Source organism: Anaerosinus sp., from assembly GCF_965318445.1.
This window is the reverse complement of the sequence record NZ_CBDNNH010000018.1, coordinates 350,985-376,357: the sequence shown is the minus strand read 5'-3', so window position 1 is coordinate 376,357 and position 25,373 is coordinate 350,985. Positions and strand designations below refer to the sequence as shown.

Sequence of the window (25,373 nt, the reverse complement as noted above, 5' to 3'; positions counted from 1 at the left end):
TCTATTATGGTATAATAAAAAGTCTACAATAAAGTAATATTTGGGAGATGTAAATGGTGCAAGAAGAAAAAAATAGACAAATAGGAATGGCGGCAGCCATTGGAGCGTGCTTTATGTGGGGAATATTGCCCATATATTGGAAGTTACTGCGGGATGCTTCTGCTTATGAAATTTTGGCGCATCGAATTTGTTGGTCATTTATTTTTATGTTAGCAGTTATTTTTCTTTTTCGCAGAGGTAAGAAATTTGTCATGGATTGTAAAGAGATTTGGCAAGATAAAAAGCGGAAGCAGTTATTATTAAGTGCTTCTTTACTGATTAGTGTAAATTGGCTGACTTATATTTGGGCAGTGAATCACGATCATGTTATTGAAACAAGTATAGGTTATTATATCACTCCCTTGATGAGTGTTTTATTGGGAATGGTTATATTTCATGAGAAGCTGATTCTGGGGAAAAAAATTAGTATCGTTTTAGCTTTTATTGGGATTGTGATTATGACGTGGCAGTTTGGACAAGTACCCTGGATTTCTGTGATTTTGGCAGTGTCTTTTGCAATTTATGGGGCATTAAAAAAGAAAATGATGATGGATCCAATTACGAGTATTACGTTGGAAACCTTATTGGTAATGCCCCTAGCTTTAGTTTATATAGGTTACCTTTGGTTAAGCGGTGAAAGTCATTTTGGTGGTATGAATTGGGCACTTACTTTATTCTTAATTGGTGCTGGGATAGTCACGGCAACGCCGTTAATTCTTTTTTCACAGGGGGCAAATCTTTTACCTCTAAATGTCCTGGGCTTCTTACAATATATTGGTCCGACAATTGCACTTTTCCTCGGAGTGTTTTTATTTAAAGAGGTTTTTAACTGGACACATATGATTGCATTTAGCTTTATTTGGGCGGCTTTAGTGATTTTCTCACTTTCGGAACGTTTTGCAATACCTCAGAGTAAGCCAAAAAGAAAGAAAACAGTTCTTCAGGAGTAATTATGGTGTTATAAAACTTTAAATGTGAAATTATTTTATCATAAGAAAATAATTAGAATTTAAATGCAAAACGCGACGAATTGTAATTTTTAATACAATTCGTCGCGTTTTTATTTTAAGTAGAAGTGAGATATCTATTATAATGAGTTGCTTAGCTTGGCGTTTGTTTCACGTACAGCAGCTACGCTTTTGGCAAACATTTCACGTTCTTCTAGAGTTAAAGATAAAGTTACAATTTTTTCTGCTCCACTTGCACCTAAGATAACAGGAACACCAGCACATACATCTTTTTCTCCATATTCGCCATCTAAATAAGCAATACAAGGTAATAATTTTCTTGTGTTTAAGGCAATAGCTTCCGCCATTATTGCGACAGCTGCACCGGGTGCATACCATGCAGAAGTGCTGAGAAGTTTAGTTAGTGTTCCGCCGCCGACTTTTGTTTCGTGAATGATTTTTTCTAAGGTTGCGTTGTCTAATAATTCTGTAACAGGAATGCCTTTATAAGAAGCTAGACGAGTTAAAGGGAGCATAAGATCGCCATGAACGCCTATGACCATGCCATCTACATCCGTTGGTGGACAGCCGATTTTTTGACTTAAGAAATAGATGAATCTGTTACTGTCTAGCACACCGCTCATGCCAATCACTCGATTGTGTGGTAATTTACTATCTTTTAGTGCTAGATATGTTAAAGTATCTGCAGGATTTGAAACGATAATAAAAATTGCATCAGAAGAATATTCTAAACATTTATCCATAACACCTTTTACGATTTTCGCATTTGTACCAATTAATTCTTCGCGTGTCATACCTGGCTTTCTAGCTAATCCAGAAGTGATAATGATGATATTGGAATGTGCTGTTTTGGCGTAATCGCCTGTAGTTCCAACCATTTTGGTATTAATATTAAGCATATGTGCAGTTTGCATCATATCCATAATTTTACCTTCGGCAAATCCTTCTTTAATATCTAATAGAACCAACTCATCGGTAAACTTTTTTAATGCAATCACATTTGCAGCAGTAGCACCGACGTTTCCTGCACCTATTACACTGATTTTCATAAAATCATCTCCTTTTTAGATTGACTAGCCTTATTTACAGAGCATAACTGAACAAGTTGCGTGATGGATAACGTCATGGCTGACGCTTCCAAGCAATGCGCTTTGCACGCTGCCTAATCCGCGCGTTCCCATGATAATTAAATCAACATTGTTTTTCTTTGCAAAGTTAACAATTGTTGTAGATGGAGTTCCTTCTTCTAAATATGTTTTCGCATCAATTCCGCTAGGAACTTTTTCTTTGGCATTTTTAAGAATGTTTTCTCCCATGTGATGATGTGATTTTAAAATTTCATCTAGTAAATAAGAATCTACAGAGATCTTTTGAATATTTGTAACATATAAAAAGGAAAGTTTGATTGATTGATTTTCAGCTAGGCTGATTGCCTGCTCAATCGCGTTTATTGAGTGTTCGGAGCCATCGATTGGAACGAGAATATGTTGTATTTTTTTCATGATAAGACTTCCTTCCTTGTAAAATTTACAGATGTTTTGTTTACAGTTATAGAGTACCCTTTTGTAGAATATAAGTAAAATTGTTTTATTTAATCAAAAGAATAGGCAGATGCTTATATCAATATTCATCTACTCTATCATGGGCAACTAGAAACAATTTTATGAAAGAAAAACAGGGTTGTTTTTTTGTTGAAAATAACTATTAAATTTAAGATTGCATGGGTTAGTGATTTAATCACAGTAATCTATCAGTGATTTTGATAGGATAATGCAAAAGATTATTTTAAGGATGAGTGAGTATGTATAAAATTTTATTGATATTTTTAGTAGTTGGATATTTTTATCCAATCATTGGATTCTTAGCGTTGGTTTGTATGGTGGGGCCAGTTATCATGGCAGTTAAGCGTGGGCGTTATTGGTGCGGGCATTATTGCCCGCGGGGAAACTTTTATGATAAATGGATTGGAAAGTTTTCACGTACCCAGAGGATTCCTGCTATATTTCGTAGACAATGGTTTCGCATCTTTATGGTAATTTTTATCTTTATGGTATTTGGATTTCAAATGTATAATGCGTGGGGAGATTTAGCTCAAATGGGCGCAGTTTTTTGGCGAATTGTTTTTGTTACAACCGTTGTTGGAATTCTCTTAGGAGTCATTTACCGTCCTAGAACATGGTGCAGCTTTTGTCCAATGGGAACTTTGTCTTATTGGGTTTCGCCGAAAAAGAAAACAAAGTCAAATGCTTTTGAGAAGATTTTTGTTAGTGATGAGTGTGTAGGGTGTAAAGTTTGTACGAATGAATGCCCATTGGAAATTAAGGTTTATCGAGCAAAAGGTGATCGCGATGGATTAAGAAATCGAGATTGTTTAAAATGCGGACGTTGTATAGCAAAATGTCCGAAGCAGGCAATAAATTTTGCAAGGGAAAATAAAAATGCACTTGACTTTGCATGTAACAAATCTTTTATTGAGTGAATATAAATAAGAAGAGATAAACATGGCTGTTTCATTAGCAGTTTTGATTTCCACTGAAATTAGGTATGTAATCCATAGGATTACGGGGTCTTTACTGCCGCCTAAAGAGGCGGGGGTATTATAAGCAGAGAAGCAAAATCTTTGATTTCGTGTGAATTGCTTCTTTCGATAGATGACGCCGCTAGTCAGAGAATAAAAAGATGATGTAAGTATTGGAAAAAATTTTCTTGTACGAACATCATTTTTTTCACATAATTTTAGCTTTTCACATATATATAAATAGAAAAGCTAAAAGGGGTGAAGCTGAGTGAACGATGAAAAAAAACGCCATTATATGCCGGATTCTTTAATAGATGCTACCAGAGCAGGTGCACAAACAATTGTAGTTCGGCAGGTACTTGGTGAAAAAGAGAAACAAAAAGCAATGGATCTTCGTATTTGGTTGCCAGAAGGAAAGCCGGCAGTTGAACAGATTGTTGATGTTTTTGTAAAGAATGTTGAAGTAAATGCTGTTGATGTAATTACGGATAAGGTTATTGTAAGAGGGGAGTATGAGGTAAAGGCAATTTATGTTGCTAACTTGCCAGATAAACCTGTGCATGCAGTAGAACTCAAACACTGTAAATGGACAGTTGATCTTGATATTCCAGGGGCAAGAAAGGGTATGGATGCAGATGCAAATGTTGTTATAGAATTTGTAGATTATGATGTGCCAATGATGACACGTGCGTATAAATATAAATATCATGGTTGTGACGATAGTTGTGCAGATAGTTGCTGCAAAGATAGCTGTGATTCACTATGCATGCCATTAAAACCACCTCATAAACCAAAACCACCTTGTGACCATATGTGCAAGCCGCCAAAACCGCCGATGAATCCGTGTCCGCCAATGAATCCGTGTCCGCCAATGAATCCATGCCAACCACCAAAACCACCATGTGTGGATCCTTGTCAAGTGAAAGTTCCATTCCCAGGTCCATCCACTGAAATGTCTTGTCGTGAGTTTGATGTATCGGTAGTACTTAAAGTGGTAGCAAAAGTTATTGTGGATCGCGAAGTTCAAATTAATGCGGGAACTGTAACGCAACCAGAATTACCAAATAGACCAAAAGGATAAGATTGACTTATGGAGAAAGGAGGGGGAAAAATGGACGATAATATTAGGAAGGGGCAAGGGTCAACAACTACGGCTACTTTTGCTACGGCTGTAGGGATAATGACGTCGCAGACTGGCGAAACTACGGGTGAGAATGTTGAGCAAGGCGGGATGGAAAAAATAGAAGTAGAACAGGTGCTTGCAGCAGAAATGCGTCAAAAAGTAGTGGAAGGCGATATGATCGTGCCAAGCCAGAAACCTGATATTCATCAGGTTGTTGATGTGTATGTAAAAGACGTAAAAATCAGCAGTGTTGATGTAATATGCAATAAAGTTATTGTACGAGGTGAGTTGGAAGTGAAAGTCATGTATGTGGCGGATCTCCCAAACGAACCAGTGCATGCTTTTGAGAAAAAGCATATTAAATTTACTCGTGATATTGATGTTGAAGGTGCAATGCCGGGAATGCAGGCCACTGCAGACTGTAATGTGGAATATATTGATTATGATTTTAACGAATGTGAACCGCGTAAAGTTCATGTGACACTTGTTTTGAAATTCTGGACGCGAGTAACAACGGTTACGCAAATGGATGTAAAGGTGCTATCATCTTTAGACGAAGATTGCACAACGACGAGTACGAGCGCTTCAATGAGTGCGAGTAATATGGCGTCGGCCGCTGATTTAGCGCAATCGAGCAGTACTGCAAATCAAAGTGCGGGTAGTGAATGTTGTCAGATGCAGCCTCCATTGCCTCCATTTGTACAAAATGTAGAGCCAATTCAGCCGGAAGCAGGAACATCGCAATCTGTAAGTGGAATGGAAGGAACGGTTACCGCAAATCGGGTAAATCTACGCACGGGTCCGGGAACAAATTATCCATCCATTAAGAAGCTTAATAAAGGCGATGAGTTAAAGGTAAAAGAACAGGCTTTTGGATGGTACAAAGTTGTGATGGATGGTGGAGAGACTACAGGTTGGATTGCGAGCTGGTTTGTGAATGTATAAATAAAGCCGGCTTGGTAAGAAAAATAGGGGGCATCAGACTCTGGATAAATCGGAAGCAGGTGTTGTAAAATTTTATTTTACAACACCTGCTTATTATTTTCAGTATGAAATATACGTGGTAGAATAAGAAAAAGAAATTTGTAGTATTGGAGAAATACGATGGCCGTAACGAAACGCAGACGAGTAGAATATATTACTGTGATAAGTGGTATTTTAGTTGCAATGCTATTGATGGGCTCATTTTTCATAAAAAGTATCCAAAACTTATTGCTAGATGAAATCGAGGAATCTTTAACGGAGGTAGCAGAGCATAGTGCAGTTGCAGTTGATAATAAAATGACTGGACGATTAGAGATTTTAAGATCGATTTCAGATTTAGAGATTAACAAAGATTCAAAGATGAATTTGAATCAAAAAATTGCTGAGATTACGCAGGAATTTGGTAATGCTGGATTTGTTCACATCGGTATTAGTGATGAAGATGGAAATGCGGTTTTAGATGATGGTCAAATGTCTTATATTGGAAATCAAGTATATTTTCAAAGAGCGAAAGATGGTAAATCAAATATTTCTGATAGTATTGTGGATAACTTTGGCGAAGAAAAAAATATTGTGGTTTTTGCTTCGCCAATATATGAAGATGACAGATTTGTAGGCGTTGTTTTTGGCACGGATAAAACGGAAAAATTAATTGATTTAGTTATGGATATTTGTAATGGAGAAAATAAGGAAACTTTAATTTTAGAGAAAAATGGAATGATTATTGCTAATGATAGTGAAAAAATAAAAAATAATATGAATTTTTTTACGGAAATATATGAAAAAACGAATCGTGAGCAATATGAAAAGCTTTATGATTTAATTCATTCTGGAAAGGCCGGCTCAGGAGAATATGTTGCAAGTGAAATAGATAAAATAACTGGAATTGCACCAATCAAAAATACGAATGGGTGGTGTATTTTGATTATTTCGCCAGTTGAAAAGGTGATGCAAAAGGCAAATAAAGTACTCCTTATGACAACTGCTGTAGGGTTTGCCTTAATTTTGTTTGTAATACTTGCGATTACTTATTTTTATTTTTTTAATAAGCGTTATATGGAAGAAAAATATTTTGCGAGTATTGCAAAAAAACGATTAAAAGAGTCTAATTCTCAATTGAAAGTTAAGGATGAATTTATTGCAAATTTTTCACATGAAATTCGAACGCCGATGAATGTAATTGTAGGAATGACATATTTCTTAAAGAAAACGGAATTGACAAGGGAACAGAGCAATTATATTCAAAAGATAGAAATCTCCACGACGCTATTACTGGGAATTATCAATGATATCTTAGATCTATCAAAGATACGTGAGGGTAAATTAAAATTACATAAGCAAAAGTTTACCATTCGTGAAGTGGTCCAAATGATAGATGATATCTTTTCTTCTCGTATACATGCGAAAAATTTGGAATGGAAGATTGTAAATCATATCGAAGAAGATATGGTCGTTTTGGGGGACAAGCAGCGGTTACTGCAGATTATTGTGAATATTGTAAATAATGCATATAAGTTTACAGAGGTAGGAAGCATTGAACTCTCAGTGAAAAAGTTATCGGAAAATTCTACGGATATTGAGTTTTTATTTAGTGTAAAGGATACGGGAATTGGGATTGCGCAGGACAATAAGCGCAGGTTATTTCTTCCTTTTGAGCAAGTAGAAGAAGCAATAACCAAGGTATATGAAGGGACGGGATTAGGTCTTAGTATTTGCAACTGTTTTGTTAAACTTATGAATGGGAATATTTGGGTGGAAAGTGAGTTGGGAAGTGGTTCTGACTTTAGATTTACGGTTAGATTAGAAAAGAGGCAAAATAAGGAAGAGCTGGATTGTGAAACTCATTCAGAGATTTTAGTTAAAGAACCGAAGCCAGCACATGTCTTATTGGTAGAGGATAATGATATTAATGCGGAAATTGCAGGGATGTTACTTGCTGAGTTAGGAATTCAATATGAATGGGCGCAAGATGGTCAGCAAGCAATTGAAATGTGTAAAAATCATGAAGTGGATTATTATGATTTGATTTTAATGGATATTCATATGCCTAAAATGAATGGATATGATGCTGCCCAGTATATTCGTGAGAAATTAAAAGGAAGCTATCCAATTGTTGCATTGACGGCAACGCTTATAGATCATGAGTTGGTAAAAAAAGGTAAAGGGATTGATGACTGTCTTTTAAAGCCATTTAGTGCGGTTGAATTTAAAAAGATGGTTTTGAGGTATATTGAAAAACAATAAAAGGATAAAACAGCGCCTAGGCTGGATAAAGCTTAGGCGCTGTTTTTGTGTGATGAATTTTTCTTTCTTTTCATATAGTGTTAGGAAGGCAGTTGAGGGGGAATGCAGATGCTAAAAGCAGATATGTATATGGGGCGGGTTGGTGTAGGTGTTACATCTCCCAGTTTAATAAAAGCGGATGATGGATATATTTATGTTGTAAAAATGAAAAATAATCGCTTGGGAACGAAAGTGTTAGTAAATGAATATATTGCAGCATGGATGGGGAAGAAGTTAAATTTACCTTTCCCTTTTAGTGATTGTATAGAGTTAAGCGAGGAGTTTATTTCGCAAAATCGGCGGTTGCATATAAAAATGAAAGCTGGCATTCATTTTGCCAGTCGGTATTTAAAAAAGACAAAATATGTACATTATTATCATATGCCATACGTAATCAATAAACCGGAATTTGCTGGAGTGATTTTATTTGACCATTTTATGCTAAATGAGGATAGAACATTGAATGGAAAAAATATTTTGATTTCTAAGGTAGAAGCTGGCTATCAAATGTATGCGATTGACAATTCACATTTGTTTGGCAGCGGCAGATGGTTGACAGAAAAATTACCGACTTTAGTCCATCAATTTAAACTGAATAAGAGGCGGGCGTTCGGTTCATTATTAAAACACGATTTAAAAAAAGAGGATTTTACAGAATATATGAACAAAATTAAATCGATAAAAGATGAAGAAATTGAAGAATTTATCTGCAAAATTCCGGAGGAGTGGGGGATGCAGGAAAAAGATAAAGCGGCAATTGGTCACTTTATCAAATGCCGCAGAGATATAGTTGAAGACATCACGGGAAAAATTATTGCATCAATCCCGAATGTACACGGGAGTACCGAGCTCAATGAACTCAAATAATTGTTCTACGTTATGGTTGTGCATTCTTATGCAGCCATTAGAAACCATTTTGCCGATTAACCAAGGTTGATTGGTGCCATGTATACCATAGGCATCATAATTTAGCCCCATCCAACGAGTGCCTAAATTTCCGCCGGGATTTGTAATTTTATTTGCAATAAGGTAGTTGCCAACAGGAGTCTGTGTAGATGGCTTACCTATTGCAATTGGATATTGAAGAATTTGTGAATTATTACTATAGAGCGTCAATGTACGCTCGTTTTTTATGATAATAATTTTTGGATTTTTTGCAATTCTTGATGCGACCTTTTTTTTTGCCATATGAATCGCTCCTTTTGGTTTTAATATATCTTATGATAACAAATAGATGAATGTGTTTTTGAAAATAAATGTATATAAAGCGTGCTTTCTTGGAAAATACTATAGAAGATGAAGTTTCATCCAATGGTTAACCGTATTTTTACTTTTTTGTTATTAAAATAAAGTAGAGATGCCGTGAGCTCTTGGATTATATGAATAGAACCGGGGTTATCCAATGTTTGATGTGTTTTAGTATTTTGTTTTTTGAAGATGTAAGAGCGTGTAAAGTTTTGGATTCTTCGTCAGTTTCAGTAGCTGTTAAACTTCTTACTGAAACAACTTTGTTTATTCTAAGGTATGGATTCGGAGGATATTATGCATAGTCAAAATGAAGGAGTATTGCTAATTATTGGCGGTAATGAAGACAAAGCTGGCGATTGTACTATTTTAAAAAAGTTTGTTGAGCTTGCAGGAGAAAGGAAGGCTAGAATCGCTATCTTAACTACTGCCACGGAACTGCCAGAAGAAGTTGGCCGTGAATATCAAACGATTTTTAATCAACTTGGTGCTGAGCAGGTGGATATCATTCATATTGCTGATCGTTTGCAAGCAAGTGAAAAGCAAATCGGACATTCATTTGCAGAATATACGGGGATATTTTTCACAGGTGGAGATCAACTGCGTTTAACGAGCATTCTCGGCGGATCAACTGTAAATCAAGAAATTGTTGCTGGCTTTAAACGGGGGGCTGTGATCGCGGGAACTAGTGCTGGGGCATCGGTGATGAGTCAGATTATGATTGTTGGCGGAGATTCGAGTGAAACGCCGAAAAAATCATCGATTTCATTAGCCCAAGGAATGGGGCTTTTGGAGTGTGTAGTCATTGACCAGCATTTTGCTCAGCGGGGAAGAATTAACCGTTTGCTTGCAATCGTTGCACAAAATCCCAATGTTTTAGGGATTGGTATTGATGAAGATACTGCACTTTTAGTTAAAGGAAATAAATGCAGTGTGATTGGATCGCAGACGGTGACAATTGTTGATGGCAGAGCAATTCTTCATTCGAATATTTCAGAATCCAGTCGATTTGAAGCATTGGCAATTACAAATGTGAAATTGCACATATTACCATATGGATTCGGGTTTGACCTTTGTACCCGAATTCCTTATGAGAAAGATAGATAAGGCTGCCGTTATTGGTTTTGCCATACTACCTAAGAATTTGGAGAATGTTTTAAACAATTTTAGGAGGATTATTGTGAAAATCGTTGAGATAAAAGCGTTAACAGGGCCTAATGTATTTAGCCATCATCCAGTTTTATGGTGTAAAGTTGATTTAGGTAAATTTACAGATGTATCAAGCTGCCAGATTGATGGTTTTAATGAGCGATTATTGGAGTTTTTACCCAATCTAAATGACCATCAATGTGCATTAGGGGAAAAAGGCGGATTTGTAAAACGCTTATATGAAGGTACTTATTTAGCACATATTTTTGAACATATTGTATTAGAGTTGCAAAATGAGTGCGGAGACGATGTCTCTTATGGTAAGGCGCGTGTAACGAAGCAGGATAATATCTATGACGTGATTGTGGCGTTTTATTATGAAAGCGTAGCAAGACGTTGTGCGAAGATTAGTGAAGAGCTGTTAAATGCTGTGATTTTCAAACAACCGTATGATTTGAAAACGAAATTGTTAAAAGTGCAAAAGGTCTGGCAGGCAGTGCAGTTAGGACCTAGTGCGCAAACAATTTATCAGGCAGCAAAGCAAAGAAATATTCCAGTTCAAAGGTTTTTTGAAGAGGATTTATTAGAGCTAGGGCAAGGGATTCATCGGCAAAAAGTCTGGTCGACAGTTACAGAAAAAACGAGTCTTGTCGCTGCTGATTTAGTATCAAATAAATATTTAACGACACAACTTCTTTCTAGGCATAATGTCCCTGTACCTAGAAATGAAATCGTTGAGCAAGAAGAAGAAGCAGTGAAAGCATTTCATCATTTTGGAGGAAAAGTTGTAGTTAAACCTCTTACTGGAAGTCATGGACGCGGGGTTACAGTAGAAGTAGAGAATGAAAAAGATATTAGGGAAGCTTTTCGTATTGCGGCCGCTTATGATGAATATATATTGATTGAAGAATATATCGTAGGCAGGCAATATCGTATTTGTGTTGTAGATGGAAAGATGGTAGCTGCGTCAGAAAGGATTCCTGCTTATGTGATTGGTGATGGAAAACATACGGTAGAAGAACTTGTCAGAATTATCAACAGTAATCCATTACGTGGTGATGGACATGATAAACCATTAAGTAAAATTGTGATTGATGAGGTCGCATTAGCAGTATTGGAAAAACAAAAATTAACGCCACACTTAGTTCCAGAAGCAAAGCGTGTTGTTCAAATTCGAGCTACTGCAAATTTAAGTACAGGAGGAACTGCTGTCGATGTTACGAAGGGAGTTCATGAAGAGACTGCCAAACTTGCAGAGTATGCAGCACAGATTGTCGGATTAGATATTGCAGGATTTGATATTATTGCAAAAGATATTACAAAGCCTTTAGGAAGTGGCAATGGTGCGTTTATTGAAGTGAATGCAGCGCCGGGAATTCGTATGCATCATTATCCAAGTGCTGGACAACCTCAAGATGTAGGTGGTGCAATCATTGAATATCTTTATCCATATGAACAAACGGGAAGAATTCCGATTACTGCAATCACGGGAACGAATGGAAAGACAACAGTTACGCGTATGCTTAGTAGTATTTATCAACAGGCGGGGTTTGCAGTTGGTATGTCAAATACAGAGGGGATTTTTTTCAATAATGAATGTATGTTCAAAGGGGATTGTAGTGGACCTGACAGTGCGAAAATGATTTTAGCGAACAAAAAGGTTTCCGCTGCGGTATTAGAAACTGCCAGAGGTGGCATAGTGCGGGCAGGGCTTGGTTTTGATCGTTGTGATGTTGGTATTATTACAAATATTAGTGAAGATCATTTGGGGCAGGATGGAATAGAGAGCTTAGAGGATTTAGCATATATTAAATCGCTTATCTTGGAAGTGGTGGACAAAAATGGTGCAGCAATTATCAATGCGGATGATACATTTGCCGAGTATTTTACATCTAGGGTGTGTGCCCCTATTGTATATACAAGCATACAAGCGGAAAATAAATGGATAAAACGGCATTTAGGGATTGGTGGCAAATGTGTCTTTATCAAAGATGACAAAATTTATGCAGCACATGGGGATAAGATGAAAGAATTAGTTGCAATTAGTGATATCCCCGTTACTATGTATGGAAAAGCGTTGCACAATGTACAGAATGCTTTAATTGCAGCAGCGGCAGCTCATGCATATGGAATTAATGATCAATATATTAGAAAAGGGCTAAGAAACTTTGCGCAAAACAATGGAAGATTAATGGTTATCCAGATTCGTGATTTTTCTGTCTGTGTAGATTATGGCCATAATATGGACGGATATAAAGCACTGATTGCTACTGCGCGTAAATTGGGCAAAGGTAGAATCATCGGTGTAATTGCGGCTCCTGGCGATCGGCAAGATAGCAGCATTGTGGAATTGGGTAGAGTTGCAGGACTTGGATTTGATGAAATATATATCAAAGAAGATAGTGATTTAAGAGGTAGAAACCGTGGTGAGACAGCAGAACTTTTAAAAAAAGGTGTAGTAAATGCAGGCGTTGCAGCAGAAAAAATCAAGGTGATTTTAGATGAGCGTCAAGCTGTAGAATTAGCGTTAAACCATGCGCAAAAAGATGATTTTATCGTTGTGTTCTATGAATTATACGATGTAGTGATGAAGACGGTTATGCAAATGAAAAAACGATTTGAAGAAGAAAAAGAATCAAAAATGGAAGGAAAATATGAAGTTTTAGCAATAGAAAAAGAGAAACATAATGTAAAAAGGAAAACGATTTAAAATTTTATCGGTTTATGCAGGCAAAAATAACTTCTATGTAGAATAAAATGGCTAAGTATAGATATTTTTATCTGATGATTTATCCGCGCGTAAGCTCTCATTTTTCATGAGTGAAGATCGGATAAGTCCTTGGATAAGTATGACTAAGATTCAGTTGAAGTGAATTGAATCGAGTCTAATTTATTCTATTCCTTTTATATTACATAGAAGTGGAGGCCATAAAATGAGCACAGAATTACAAGTTACCGTATTTCGTTTTGCTAAAGAAGAGTATGCATTGCCGATTACAAAGGTTAAAAGTATAATTAAGTTACTTCCAATAACAAAAATGCCCAATGCCCCGCTATTTATGGAAGGAATTATAAATTTGCGGGGGGAGATTATTCCCATCGTTGACTTACGACCTCGCTTTAACTTATCAATTCAACCGGCTACTGATGAAAGCCGAATTATCATCGTGGATATAAATCAGCAGATGGCTGGTATCATTGTTGATTGCGTAGATGAGGTGATTCGTGCTCCAATGGATGATATAGACTTGCCGCCGGCAGCAGCTAGATTAGACACGACATATATTACTGGGATTTGCAAATATAATTTAAGGCTGATTACTTTATTAGACATTGATAAAGTTTTGACGCAAGATGAGGTAAAAGATTTAAAAAAAGTAGATGGGTGATGGGGAATGATAAGAATCGACGCACGAGCGAAGATTAATTTAAGTCTTGATATTTTAGGAAAAAGGCAGGATAATTATCATGATGTGATGATGATTATGCAGTCGGTAGAATTATCGGATGTTTTAACTTTTCGTGAGCAAGAAAAAGAAGCCGGTATTCAAGTGATTAGCAATATTCCTGGACTACCGAGCGCAGAGCGTAACTTAGCATATAAAGCAGCAGCGCTTGTGATGGAAACCTTTAAGCTAGATAAAGGGCTATATATTGATTTAACTAAACGGATTCCAATTGCAGCGGGACTCGCTGGTGGAAGTACTGATGCCGCCGCAGTACTTGTTGCATTAAATGAAATGTGGAATTTGGGATTAAAAGCACCGGATCTTTGTGCGCTAGGGGAGCAAATCGGTTCTGATGTGCCGTTTTGTATTCAAGGGGGGACAATGCTCGCTAAAGGCAGAGGTGAAATTCTTGAAAAGCTTCCTACTATGCCAGAATGCTTTGTTATTTTAGCTAAGCCTCAAGCGAGCGTTTCTACGGCATGGGCATATCAGAATTTTAAAGCGGATAATGTTGAGGAATGGCCAGATACAGATGCAGTGATTGCAGCGCTTAAAAATGGTGATTTAGAAGGGATTTGTAAGCATCTTTGTAACGTATTAGAAAGTGTAACGATTCCTGCCCATAATGAAATTGCTCATTTAAAACGTTTAATGTGCAAACATGGTGCATTAGCAAGCTTGATGAGTGGTAGTGGCCCAACTGTATTTGGATTGGTGGATGATGAAGAAAAAGCTGAATACATAGTAGAAAAATTATCGGATATAGACAATGTACAGGTGATTTTAACAAAAACTGTTTCGGAGAATTGAGGGAAGAGAAAATGCAACGAAAATTGGCACCAATAAAATTAGATAGCTATCAACCACTTCGTGAAGTGGTCTGTGAAACTTTAAGGGAAGCAATACGGGGCGGGGTGCTGAAGCCTGGAGAACGATTAATGGAGATTCAACTTGCCGATGAGCTCGGTGTAAGCCGCACGCCAGTGCGTGAAGCGATTAGAAAATTGGAGCTGGAAGGTTATGTAATTATGTTGCCGAGACGTGGCACATATGTAGCAAATCTTTCTATTCGTGACATTAATGAGGTTTTTGAAATCAGAACTACACTGGATGCCTTGGCAAGTGGACTTGCAGCTGAACGAATTACTGCTGAAGAATTGGAAAAATTAGAACGTTTATTGGTAATGATTAGCGAATATATTGAACAAGATGATATTGAAAAAATTGTTGCTGCTGATACTGAATTTCATGATTTGTTATATCAGGCGAGTCGCAATACACGCTTGGTCGGGATTATTTTTAATTTACGTGAACAATTGACAAGGTTCCGCTCAGCATCGATGTCATATCCAGGCCGTTTAAAGAAAACATTGGAAGAGCATAGCCGTTTAGTGGAAGCAATCGCGCAGGGAAATGTAGAGCTTGCCCAAAGATTGGCTGTAGAACATATGGAAAATTCTGAACATATTTTACTGCAAAATATGGAAGGTATAAATAAAGAGGAAATTGTAAATAAGTAAAATAGGATTCATAAGAATTTTATACATAGGTAGATAAGCATAGGAGGTTTACTATGTACGATGCTATTGTTTTAGCAGGCGGAAAGAGTAAAGGCGCAGGAATCGGAAACGGTGAATATGAGGCTTTACTAAACATAGGTGGTCGCCCTATGCTTTATTTTGTTGTCGATGCTTTGAAAAAAAGTGAAAAAATTGACGAGATTTTTGTTGTTGGGGCAGTTGAGGTCTTGTCAAAAACGCAATTGTCTGGTAAAGTTAATTTTGTTTCGAATGGTTGCACGATTATGGAGAGTGTACGAAATGGCATTGCATCATTAAGTGGTAATCGCAAAGTGCTGATTGTTACAACGGATATTCCTTTTTTAACAGCAGAAGCGATTGATGATTTTTTAATGCAATGTGAATCCATGAATCGTGACTTTTATTATCCAATTATCGAAAAATCATGTTGTAAAGCTAAATTTCCAAGATGTCAACGCACATTTGTCAAAATTATAGATGGAACTTTTACTGGAGGAAATATATTTTTAGTAAATCCTAAAGTTATTGATAAATGCATAGATCTTGCCAATAAAATGGTAGAGGATCGAAAGAAGCCATGGCGATTAGCGAAAAAATTTGGTGTAATATTTTTGCTTAAATTTATTATCGGCAAATTGACTCTGACAAAAATTGAACAGCATTTTTTAGAGCTTACAGGAATTGACGGAGCAGTCATCCACTCTAATTATGCAGAAATTGGTATGGATGTTGACAAGACAACTGATTTACAAGTAGCAAATGAATATTTTCAGTCACTTATGAAAAATTGATAGAGTGCTGCATCTGCAGTACTTTTTTACTTTTTTGACGAAAAAGACAAATTTTTCATAGAAAGTATTGCAAAGAATGTCGATGCTTTCTACAATAAGAAAGGGAAATATTTTGTATACATTGTACTTCGTGATAATTTGGATGGGGCTTTATGTTTTGCTCAGATAGAGCAGGAAAACGGAAGAATATGTCGAAAGGTAGAGTTGGTGAACGGATGACTCTAGTGCTTTGGGATGTTTTTGCCTAACATAGAGTCTTTAATTATTTTTAGTCGGTATACGGAAAGTTTAGATTTGGAGGGATACTATGGCAGGTCTGTTAACTGTTGTTTTGGCAGCAGGCAAAGGAACACGGATGAAATCCAAATTGCCAAAGGTCTTACACAAAGTTGGCGGCAAAGCAATGCTCGAAAAAGTTTTAGATGCGGCAAACCAAGCGGGAGCGACACGTAATATTGTTGTTGTTGGTTTTGGTGGTGATGTAGTAAAATCTACAATTGGCAATCAAGCAGAATTTGTAGAACAAGCTGAGCAATTAGGTACTGGCCATGCAGTAATGCAGGCGCAGGAAGTATTAAAAGACTTTGATGGGACAGTAATGGTACTTTGTGGAGATACGCCATTACTTAAAGGTAGTTTACTTAAAAGACTATATGAAGAGCATCAAAAAGCTGGAGCAAAGGCCACAGTATTAACTGCGAAAATGCCAGATGCGACTGGATATGGTCGCGTTATACGCTTAGCGGATGGTTCTGTTAGCAAAATTGTTGAACAAAAAGATGCAAATTTTGAAGAGTTGTTAGTGGATGAAGTGAATTCAGGAATTTACTGCTTTGATAGAGAAGCTTTATTCGGTGCGTTAGCGAAATTAAATTGCAACAATGCACAAGGCGAATATTACCTGACAGATGTATTTTCTATTTTAAACGACCAGAAAGAAAAAGTATGGGCAGTTACGGCTGATGATTATGAGCAAACGCTTGGTATCAATTCAAGGGTACAGCTTGCAAATGCGGAACGTATATTACGCGAGCGCAAAGCTGTGGAATTAATGGAAAATGGTGTTACGATTATGGATCCATCAAGTACGTTTATTGATACTGACGTAGTCGTGGGTAAAGATACGATTATTTATCCATTTACTTGGCTTGAAGGCAATACGGTTATCGGAGAAAACTGCGAAATTGGGCCAAATACTAGGTTGACAGATACGACAATTGGTGACGGTGTAACTATGCATTTTGCTTATGCGCATGAATGTGAAGTAGGATCAGGTGCGATTGTTGGCCCTTATGTGCATTTGCGTCCAAAAACAAAATTATGTGAAAACGTAAAGGTCGGAAACTTTGTCGAAGTGAAAAATTCGATAATAGGAAGTGGTTCCAAATTACCACATTTAAGCTATATTGGTGATTCTGATGTAGGCAGTGGCGTAAATATGGGATGCGGAACGATTACGGTAAATTATGATGGAAAGACTAAATCCCGTACAACGATAGAAGATGATGCTTTTGTCGGCTGTAATTCGAATTTAGTGGCTCCAGTTACGATAGGAAAAGGGGCATACGTTGGTGCAGGTTCGACGATAACGAAAAATGTACCTTCTGCTGCACTCGGGATAGGAAGAGCGCGCCAAACGAATATTGAAGGTTGGCATGACAAACGAAAAAAATAATTTAAACATATAAACTTTGGAGGATGTTATAAATGAAAATAGCGGATAGCAAAAATCTACGTATTTTTACAGGTAATGCCAATCCGGAACTAGCTAGAGAAATTGCTGAATATATGGGTGTACCGTTAGGAAGTGCTTATGTAGGTCACTTTAATAATGGGGAAACACAAGTGATGATTGATGAAAGTGTACGCGGTAAAGATGTATTCATTATCCAGCCTACTTGTCAACCAGTAAATGACAGTATGATGGAATTATTGATTATGATCGATGCTTGTAAACGTGCTTCGGCAAAAATGATTACAGCAGTTGTTCCTTATTACGCATACGCGCGTCAAGACCGTAAAACACGTGGTCGCGAACCTATTTCCGCAAAATTAGTAGCAAATCTTTTAACGACTGCCGGTGCAAGCCGAATCATGACAATGGATTTACATGCAGGCCAAATTCAAGGCTTTTTTGATATTCCAGTAGATCATCTTGTAGGAGTACCAATTCTTGCCCGTTATATTGCAGAAAAAAAATTAGAAGATGTTGTTGTTGTATCGCCTGACTTAGGTGGCGTTACAAGAGCTAGACAATTAGCAGATAGATTATCCGCACCAATTGCAATCATTGAAAAACGTCGTCCAATGCCTGGCGTTGCTGAAGTAATGAATATTATTGGTAATGTTGAAGGCAAAACAGCAGTTATTGTTGATGATATTGTTGATACTGCTGGTTCATTAGTTGAAGGTGCTCGCGCTTTAGAAAAAATGGGTGCAAAAGAAGTATATGCTTGCTGTACACATGGGATTATGAGTGATCCAGCGACGGAACGCGTTCAAAATTCTTGTATTAAAGAATTGATTATTACAAATAGCATTCCGTTAGCTGAAGAGAAGAAAATTGATAAAATTAAATGTTTATCAGTCGCTGAAGCTTTTGCTGAAGGTATTGCTTGTGTATATGAGAAGGGTTCAATCAGTAAATTGTTTCAAAAATAATAACTGAATTTGTATTTATATAAATTGAAATTCTTTATTGATGTTTTTAAGTGCCATCATAGCTTTATGATGGCACTTTTTATATAAAAATTTTTTTCGTTTAAGATTAGGAAAAATTGATAGCTTTATTATTAGAATTTATTACAAAATATCCTTAAAAGCATTTTGTTGGCAATATTAAATTGTCATGATATGATAATAATAAATTTACCATTAATAAAATGTTGCTAAAATAGCGAATAGTTCATATATTATACGGATAATGATATAATTTAGATATATCTGATGATAAATAAGCTGTTGCTATAGGTAACAGCTTATGTTTTTTATTGTGATGAGGTGGAAGAACTTTGAAGATTATTGTAGGACTTGGAAATCCAGGCGATGAATATGCATATACAAGACATAATATCGGCTTTATGACAGTGGATGCCTTGGCACGTCATTATGAGGTAACGAATTGGAAAAATAAATTTGATGCATTGATTGCGGAGGTAAAATTGAATGGAGAAACGATTTTGCTTGTAAAACCGCAGACTTATATGAATTTAAGCGGCAGTGCCGTTGGACAAATTTTTCGCTGGTATAAAGCGGAGCTTAATGATGTTATTGCGATTTATGACGATATGGACTTACCAGTAGGAAAAATTCGCCTGCGTAAACGTGGCAGTTCGGGCGGTCATCGAGGGGTAGAGTCGATGCTTGTTCATCTTGGAAAAGAAGAATTTCCAAGAGTTCGCATAGGCATTGGCAGACCACAAGCAGGGTGGACTGTTAATGCACATGTATTGGCTAATTTCACAAGAGAAGAACAAGACGTGATTGCCAAAGTCGTTACTGATTTAGTACCAGCAGTTGAATCAATCGTGCAAGATGGAATCGATAAAGCAATGAATAAGTTTAATCCAAAAAAATGATAGGGGGATGGAAATGATAACAGCTTTATATGCCGATGAAAATGGCGAGATTTTTGACCATCCCGAGTTTCATGGCGTCGGACGGATTGGCGATCAAAATGTAGTGTTGAAAAAAGAGGATTTAATTCCCCTGCCAGAGGGGGCGGACTTAATGTTTTTGCCAGGCAGACTTGCCTTAGGCGAACAAAACGGTAAAATTGTTCCAATTACAGGTCGTGCTGTTGCAGCAATTTTACCGGCAGGATATACGCGAGTTTTTATGCCGGCGTTTGCAAAAGCTGAGGATGAGGACAGCGTTTTACCACTTTATGGGTATACTGCTGTTGTATTGTATAAAGATGAACTTTATGTAGCTGCGATTTATACTGATGAGAATGAGAAATGGCAGCCGCTTAATTATAATACACATGATTTAAAGAAACTTGTTACGCGTACGAAAAAGGATTTACCAAACAACCGTATTGTTGAGCAGGTTGGGAAGTGTTCACTTCAGTGGCATTGTTGTACAGCGCAAAATTTGTTTTATCGTCGCTGGGAAGCAGGAATCCCCGTATCGCCAGCTTGTAATGCAAACTGCTTTGGTTGCATTTCCTTACAACCGTCGGAGTGTTGCCCATCCCCACAAAACCGTATTGATTTTAAGCCGACCCCGAAAGAAATTGCTGAAGTTGGTATTTATCATTTGGCAAATGCACCAGAAGCGATTATTAGTTTTGGTCAAGGGTGCGAAGGTGAACCTTCCCTTGCGGCTGATAATATTGCAGAAGGTATTCGCTTGATCCGCAACGAGGTAGACCGTGGACAAATCAATATCAATACAAATGCTGGATATACGGAAGGGATAAAAAAAATTGTCGATGCAGGACTTGATACGATGCGTGTCAGTATTATTAGTGCAAGAACAGATAGCTATCAAGCATACTATAGAGGCAACTATTCCTTGGATAACGTCAAAGAATCTATTAACTATGCGAAAGAAAAAGGTGTTTATGTATCGCTGAATATGCTTTTTTTCCCAGGCTTAAATGATCGTGAAGAAGAGATAACTGCATGGAAAAAATTTTTAGCAGAGACGAAAATTGATATGATCCAGCTTAGAAATTTAAATATTGACCCTGATGCATTTTTAGAAATTATGCCAAAGCCACAAGGAAAAATGTATGGAACAAGGTTTTTTATTGAAGAGATTAAACGATGTTTCCCTCAACTTATTATCGGCAGTTTTAGTCATTATGTAAAAGCGTAGGGAATGCTTAACGAGGTGCAATTTAATAAGATAAAAATGCTTTAATCGAGAGATAGAAAGTATCTACTGTTAAAGGAGGACTTTGTCATGAGAGTAATAAGAATAGAAAATCTGAAGGATGATATGGTTTTAGCTCGCCCGCTATTTCAAAAATATGGTATTGTTTTATTGAATGAGGGAGCAACAAATCTTGTAAGGTACAAAGAAAAGTTTAAACAGATGGGTATTTTTTATCTCTATGTTGAGGATGATGAATCTCGAGGCATTGAAATTGACGATGTGGTAAAACAGGAAACACGTAATGAGGGGCGACGTGTTGTTGGCCAAATGTTAAAAAAACTGTTGAATAAACAGCGAATACATATGAATGAAATCCAAGAGGTTGTAACATCCATTATTGATGATATTTTAACGAATAAAACTGTTATTGTGAATTTGACAGATCTGAAAAACACAGACGATTATCTTTATGGACATGCAGTGAATGTTTCTGTACTTGCTTTAATCATTGGACATGCTAAGGGATACAGTGAAAAACAGCTGATGTATCTTGGAACTGGAGCAATTTTACACGATATTGGGCTAGCGCTATTACCGGAGGATATTGTGAGAAAACCAGAAGAAAAAATGACATCGGAGGAGAAAAAAATCTATCGCTCTCATCCGAAGCTTGGGTATGAAACAGTAAAAAATTCATGGGATGTAGATGCTTTTTCTAAGTTGATTATTTGGGGGCATCATGAATGTCTTGACGGAACAGGGTATCCACGTGGACTAAAAGGAAACGATTTGCATGAAATGGCTAGGATTGTTGCTGTATGTGATGCATATGATGAGCTTACGAGCAATGAAATTGAACCAGGAAAGAAAATGCCATCTTATTTGGCGATGGAATATTTATCGCTAAATGCCGGAATTAAGTTTGATGCAGAAATTATTGAATTATTTTTGAAACATATTGCAACTTATCCGGTGGGAAGTATGGTAACTTTAAATGATGGACGAGCTGGGATTGTTGAGAAACAAAACGAAGGATTTCCAATGCGGCCGGTAGTACGGTTGTTGAATGTAGCCGATTATGCGATTGCTGATTTGATGAAAGAAATGAATGCAGTCATCGTTGATAGTGAATAGTTTTTACCAAGAGAAATGCTGAAATTCATCTTGCGCTTGGTTGACCTGTATGCTATAATTGTCTGGTAATAAACATAAGTGTGTTTAATTGCAGTTTCGAATCTGTCAAGAATAGCTATGCTTATCTCGTTTCTGAGAAAGTGAAGGCTTATCTGATGCTGGTGCATTTAAAATATTTATCCATGTATTTTCCATGGGACAAAGTGAGGTGCAAGACAATGCAACAAGGAATTCATCCAGAATTCAAAGAAGCAAAAGTTATTTGTGGATGTGGTAATACTTTTACAACAGGTTCCGTTAAAGAAGAACTTCGTGTAGATGTATGCTCCAAATGTCATCCTTTCTTTACTGGTCGTCAACGTGATATCACTGCTGGCGGACGTATTGAAAAATTCAATAAACGTTATGCGAAATAAGATGAATGACAAGCAGAGCAGTGATGCTCTGCTTCATTTGTAATTGGATATAATTGCTAAAGGGGGGAGTGCCATGACTGCAAAACCAACTGTCGGTGGGCAGGCCGTAATCGAGGGGGTCATGATGCGTGGCCCTGAATACGTGGCTACAGCTGTTCGCGAGCCATCAGGAAAAATAAGTGTAAAAACTGAAAAGGTTTCGTCTATAACCCAAAGGTATCCTATTTTAAAGAAACCAATGCTTCGTGGGGTTGTAGCATTAGGTGAATCGCTTATTCTAGGATTAAAGTCGCTGTCTTATTCTGCAAAAATGGCAGGGGAAGAAGGCGAAGAATTGACCGATCGTGAGATTTTGATGACGATGGTCTTCTCCCTAGGATTGGCGATAGTTTTATTTGTCATCATTCCTACGGCGGCGGCGAAATATATTCACTCGTCTATTACTGATCCGATGTGGCTTAACCTTGCCGAAGGCGGGCTGAGAATGCTAATATTTTTAGCTTATATTTACGGGATTTCGCGGCTGAAAGATATTCAGAGAGTCTTTCAATATCATGGTGCTGAACATAAAACGATTCATGCCTATGAAGCAGGTGAAAAACTTACTGTAGAAAATGTGCAAAAACACAGCACTTTACATCCACGCTGTGGAACTGCATTTTTATTGATTGTTATGATTGTGAGCATTATTATGTTTGCGTTTTTGGGATGGCCTGATTTGTGGTTGAGAATTCTATCACGGGTTATTTTACTACCAGTTGTTGCTGGCGTGTCTTATGAAATTATTAAAATTGCAGGACATAGCAGCAATACTTTTATTCGTCTGGCAATTTTACCTGGACTGTGGTTGCAGAAAATTACGACGAATCAGCCGGATGATGAACAAGTGGAAGTGGCGATACAAGCTTTGGAAGCAGTAAAGCCAGCACCAGTAAATTAAGATACTGATGTATGAGGTGATAATGTGCTTGATAAATTACAGGCAGTTGAAGATAAATATTTACAATTAGAATCTATGATTAGTGATCCGTCAATTATTGCGGATATGCCGAAATGGCAAAAGTACAGCCAAGAGCATGCAAGCCTTGGAACTATTGTAGAAAAATTTCGTGAATATAAAGAAGTCTGTCAAGGAATTGACGATGCAAAAGAAATGTTTAATGAACAATTGGATGATGATTTTCGCAAAATGGTAGAAGCGGAATTATCGGAGCTAAAAGATCGTCAAGAAAAATTAGAAGCGGAATTGCCAATTTTGCTTTTACCAAAAGATCCGAATGACGATAAAAACGTTATCGTTGAAATTCGCGGCGGTGCTGGCGGGGATGAAGCGGCGCTATTTGCCGGAAATCTATTTAGAATGTATACTCGTTATGCAGAAATTCAAGGTTGGCGTGTAGAAGTTCTCGATGCGAATGCTACAGAACTCGGTGGGTTCAAAGAAGTATCTTTTGCTATTGCAGGATATGGTGCTTATAGCAAATTTAAATATGAAAGTGGTGTGCATCGAGTACAGCGTGTGCCAACAACTGAATCGAGCGGACGTATTCACACTTCGACAGTTACCGTTGCTGTATTGCCAGAAGCGGAAGAAGTTGATGTAGATATTAAGCAAAATGAGCTTAGAATTGATACGTATTGCGCGAGTGGTGCAGGTGGTCAGCATGTCAATCGAACGGAATCGGCAGTGAGGATTACGCATTTGCCGACGGGAATCGTTGTACAATGTCAAGATGAGAAATCGCAGCTTAAAAATAAGGATAAGGCTATGCGTGTGTTAAGAGCGAAAGTATTGGAACTTGCCGAAGAAGAACAACGCAGTGAACTTGCCCAAAATCGTAAGAGTCAAGTAGGGACAGGCGATCGCAGTGAACGTATTCGTACGTATAACTTCCCACAAGGGCGCGTAACTGACCATCGTATTGGACTTACCCTTCATAAATTAGATTTTATCTTGAATGGTGAATTAGAAGAATTAATCAACGCTCTGATTACAGCCGATCAGAGTGAAAAGTTGAAGCAGGTTAATTAAGATGACGAAGCAAAGTGAAATATGGACAATTGGCAGTATTTTAAAGTGGACAGAGCAGTACTTCAATGACAAAGGCGTCGAATCATCACGCCTTGACGCGGAAGTACTGCTTTCGCGTGTTTTAGGCAAGGAACGAATTTATTTATATGTACATTTTGATCAGCCGTTGCAACAAATGGAACTAGGTAGGTTTCGTGAAATGATAAAGCAGAGGGTAAAAAGAATCCCTGTTGCTTATATTCTAGGGGAAAAAGAATTTATGGGTATGGATTTTTCCGTGTCTCCAGCCGTTTTAATCCCTCGTCCTGATACTGAAATTTTAGTGGAAAATGTGATTGAACGTTTGAAAAAACTGGGAAATGTACATATTGCTGATATCGGAACAGGAAGTGGCGCAATTGCGGTATCTATTTTAGCGAACTGCTTAAATGTTAGTGGAGTTGCTGTTGATATTTCTTCGGAAGCATTAGCGGTAGCAAAATCAAATGCAATCAGGCATGGCGTAGATATGCGCCTTGAGTTTGTAAAAAGTGATGTTTACGATAGTTTATCAGCTGGACAATTTGATGCAATTATTTCAAATCCTCCTTATATTCCTGATAAGGATATCGCTGGGTTAGAGCCAGAAGTAAAGCGTGAACCATATGGTGCTTTAGCTGGTGGAAAGGATGGATTAGATTTTTATCGCCGCCTTATTCAAGAGGGAATAAAATTTTTGAAACCAAATGGATTTATGGCCTTTGAAGTCGGCATTTATCAGGCGGAGGATGTTGCTGATATAGGCAGACAAACCGGTGCGTTTAATCATTTTGAAATAATAAAAGATTATGGCAATATTGACCGTGTTGTCATAATGAAAAAGCAGGAGTAAGTTTGT

Annotated in this window: 24 protein-coding genes; 21 read left to right on the top strand and 3 right to left on the bottom strand. The window is 37.4% G+C overall.

Translation table 11 applies throughout. The annotated features are described in order from the left end of the window. Positions 1-56 precede the first annotated feature (56 nt). Positions 57-989, top strand: coding sequence for an EamA family transporter RarD (gene rarD, locus ACWZFG_RS09985; protein WP_455577569.1), 933 nt, complete (start codon positions 57-59; stop codon positions 987-989). A gap of 137 nt (positions 990-1,126) precedes the next feature. Here rarD and ACWZFG_RS09980 read toward each other — a convergent pair whose 3' ends face one another. Next, on the bottom strand, positions 1,127-2,056 hold the full coding sequence (locus ACWZFG_RS09980; protein ID WP_455577568.1) for a malate dehydrogenase: 930 nt from the start codon (positions 2,054-2,056) through the stop codon (positions 1,127-1,129). A gap of 30 nt (positions 2,057-2,086) precedes the next feature. Continuing rightward, complete coding sequence (locus ACWZFG_RS09975; RefSeq protein ID WP_455577567.1) at positions 2,087-2,509, bottom strand: universal stress protein; 423 nt, start codon at positions 2,507-2,509, stop codon at positions 2,087-2,089. 299 nt (positions 2,510-2,808) lie between these two features. On the opposite strand from ACWZFG_RS09975, the gene ACWZFG_RS09970 reads away from it, so the two are divergent. The 5 genes from ACWZFG_RS09970 (at position 2,809) to ACWZFG_RS09950 (ending at position 8,782) form a co-directional block, all read left to right on the top strand. Further along, positions 2,809-3,486: a 4Fe-4S binding protein gene (locus ACWZFG_RS09970; protein ID WP_455577566.1), complete on the top strand. Its 678-nt coding sequence runs from the start codon at positions 2,809-2,811 to the stop codon at positions 3,484-3,486. A 307-nt stretch (positions 3,487-3,793) separates the two neighbouring features. Then, a complete protein-coding gene (locus tag ACWZFG_RS09965; RefSeq protein WP_455577565.1) occupies positions 3,794-4,606 on the top strand; it encodes a DUF3794 domain-containing protein in 813 nt (270 codons plus the stop codon). A gap of 30 nt (positions 4,607-4,636) precedes the next feature. Then, complete coding sequence (locus ACWZFG_RS09960; RefSeq protein WP_455577564.1) at positions 4,637-5,593, top strand: SPOCS domain-containing protein; 957 nt, start codon at positions 4,637-4,639, stop codon at positions 5,591-5,593. A gap of 159 nt (positions 5,594-5,752) precedes the next feature. Then, positions 5,753-7,876 carry an ATP-binding protein gene (locus ACWZFG_RS09955; protein ID WP_455577563.1) on the top strand — a complete coding sequence of 708 codons (2,124 nt, stop codon included), beginning with the start codon at positions 5,753-5,755 and terminating at the stop codon, positions 7,874-7,876. Positions 7,877-7,984: 108 nt separating this feature from the next. Then, positions 7,985-8,782 (top strand): HipA family kinase, encoded by a 798-nt coding sequence (locus ACWZFG_RS09950; protein ID WP_177503616.1) that lies wholly within the window; start codon positions 7,985-7,987, stop codon positions 8,780-8,782. Here ACWZFG_RS09950 and ACWZFG_RS09945 read toward each other — a convergent pair. Further along, on the bottom strand, positions 8,735-9,103 hold the full coding sequence (locus ACWZFG_RS09945; RefSeq protein WP_147667184.1) for a L,D-transpeptidase: 369 nt from the start codon (positions 9,101-9,103) through the stop codon (positions 8,735-8,737). The genes ACWZFG_RS09950 and ACWZFG_RS09945 overlap by 48 nt on opposite strands. Positions 9,104-9,457: 354 nt before the next feature. Between ACWZFG_RS09945 and ACWZFG_RS09940 the strand changes: the two genes are divergently transcribed. From ACWZFG_RS09940 to prmC, 15 genes are all read left to right on the top strand, one after another. Further along, positions 9,458-10,267, top strand: coding sequence for a cyanophycinase (locus tag ACWZFG_RS09940; protein WP_177503618.1), 810 nt, complete (start codon positions 9,458-9,460; stop codon positions 10,265-10,267). A gap of 73 nt (positions 10,268-10,340) precedes the next feature. After that, positions 10,341-13,019: a cyanophycin synthetase gene (cphA, locus tag ACWZFG_RS09935; protein WP_455577562.1), complete on the top strand. Its 2,679-nt coding sequence runs from the start codon at positions 10,341-10,343 to the stop codon at positions 13,017-13,019. 223 nt (positions 13,020-13,242) lie between these two features. After that, entirely contained in the window at positions 13,243-13,698 is a 456-nt protein-coding gene (locus ACWZFG_RS09930) for a chemotaxis protein CheW (protein ID WP_177503621.1), read from the top strand. 6 nt (positions 13,699-13,704) lie between these two features. Further along, complete coding sequence (gene ispE, locus ACWZFG_RS09925) at positions 13,705-14,568, top strand: 4-(cytidine 5'-diphospho)-2-C-methyl-D-erythritol kinase (RefSeq protein WP_177503623.1); 864 nt, start codon at positions 13,705-13,707, stop codon at positions 14,566-14,568. 11 nt (positions 14,569-14,579) lie between these two features. Then, positions 14,580-15,278 carry a GntR family transcriptional regulator gene (locus tag ACWZFG_RS09920; RefSeq protein WP_147667174.1) on the top strand — a complete coding sequence of 233 codons (699 nt, stop codon included), beginning with the start codon at positions 14,580-14,582 and terminating at the stop codon, positions 15,276-15,278. A gap of 53 nt (positions 15,279-15,331) precedes the next feature. Further along, positions 15,332-16,090 (top strand): NTP transferase domain-containing protein, encoded by a 759-nt coding sequence (locus tag ACWZFG_RS09915; protein ID WP_455577561.1) that lies wholly within the window; start codon positions 15,332-15,334, stop codon positions 16,088-16,090. A 307-nt stretch (positions 16,091-16,397) separates the two neighbouring features. Beyond that, positions 16,398-17,765: a bifunctional UDP-N-acetylglucosamine diphosphorylase/glucosamine-1-phosphate N-acetyltransferase GlmU gene (gene glmU / locus ACWZFG_RS09910; protein WP_177503629.1), complete on the top strand. Its 1,368-nt coding sequence runs from the start codon at positions 16,398-16,400 to the stop codon at positions 17,763-17,765. A gap of 32 nt (positions 17,766-17,797) precedes the next feature. Continuing rightward, entirely contained in the window at positions 17,798-18,751 is a 954-nt protein-coding gene (locus tag ACWZFG_RS09905) for a ribose-phosphate diphosphokinase (RefSeq protein WP_177503631.1), read from the top strand. 350 nt (positions 18,752-19,101) lie between these two features. Further along, on the top strand, positions 19,102-19,668 hold the full coding sequence (gene pth, locus ACWZFG_RS09900) for an aminoacyl-tRNA hydrolase (protein ID WP_455577560.1): 567 nt from the start codon (positions 19,102-19,104) through the stop codon (positions 19,666-19,668). Between the two features lie 7 nt (positions 19,669-19,675). Further along, complete coding sequence (locus ACWZFG_RS09895; protein WP_177503635.1) at positions 19,676-20,914, top strand: radical SAM protein; 1,239 nt, start codon at positions 19,676-19,678, stop codon at positions 20,912-20,914. An 87-nt stretch (positions 20,915-21,001) separates the two neighbouring features. Beyond that, the gene (locus tag ACWZFG_RS09890; RefSeq protein WP_455577559.1) at positions 21,002-22,048 is read left to right on the top strand and encodes an HD-GYP domain-containing protein; all 1,047 of its coding nucleotides are present in this window, start codon (positions 21,002-21,004) and stop codon (positions 22,046-22,048) included. A 218-nt stretch (positions 22,049-22,266) separates the two neighbouring features. Next, on the top strand, positions 22,267-22,464 hold the full coding sequence (gene rpmE / locus ACWZFG_RS09885; protein WP_147667160.1) for a 50S ribosomal protein L31: 198 nt from the start codon (positions 22,267-22,269) through the stop codon (positions 22,462-22,464). 73 nt (positions 22,465-22,537) lie between these two features. Next, entirely contained in the window at positions 22,538-23,404 is an 867-nt protein-coding gene (locus ACWZFG_RS09880; RefSeq protein WP_455577558.1) for a DUF1385 domain-containing protein, read from the top strand. Positions 23,405-23,428: 24 nt separating this feature from the next. Continuing rightward, positions 23,429-24,496, top strand: a complete 1,068-nt coding sequence (gene prfA, locus ACWZFG_RS09875; protein WP_147667156.1) for a peptide chain release factor 1 — start codon at positions 23,429-23,431, stop codon at positions 24,494-24,496. Between the two features lies 1 nt (position 24,497). After that, on the top strand, positions 24,498-25,367 hold the full coding sequence (gene prmC / locus ACWZFG_RS09870; RefSeq protein WP_455577557.1) for a peptide chain release factor N(5)-glutamine methyltransferase: 870 nt from the start codon (positions 24,498-24,500) through the stop codon (positions 25,365-25,367). The last annotated feature ends 6 nt before the right edge of the window (positions 25,368-25,373 follow it).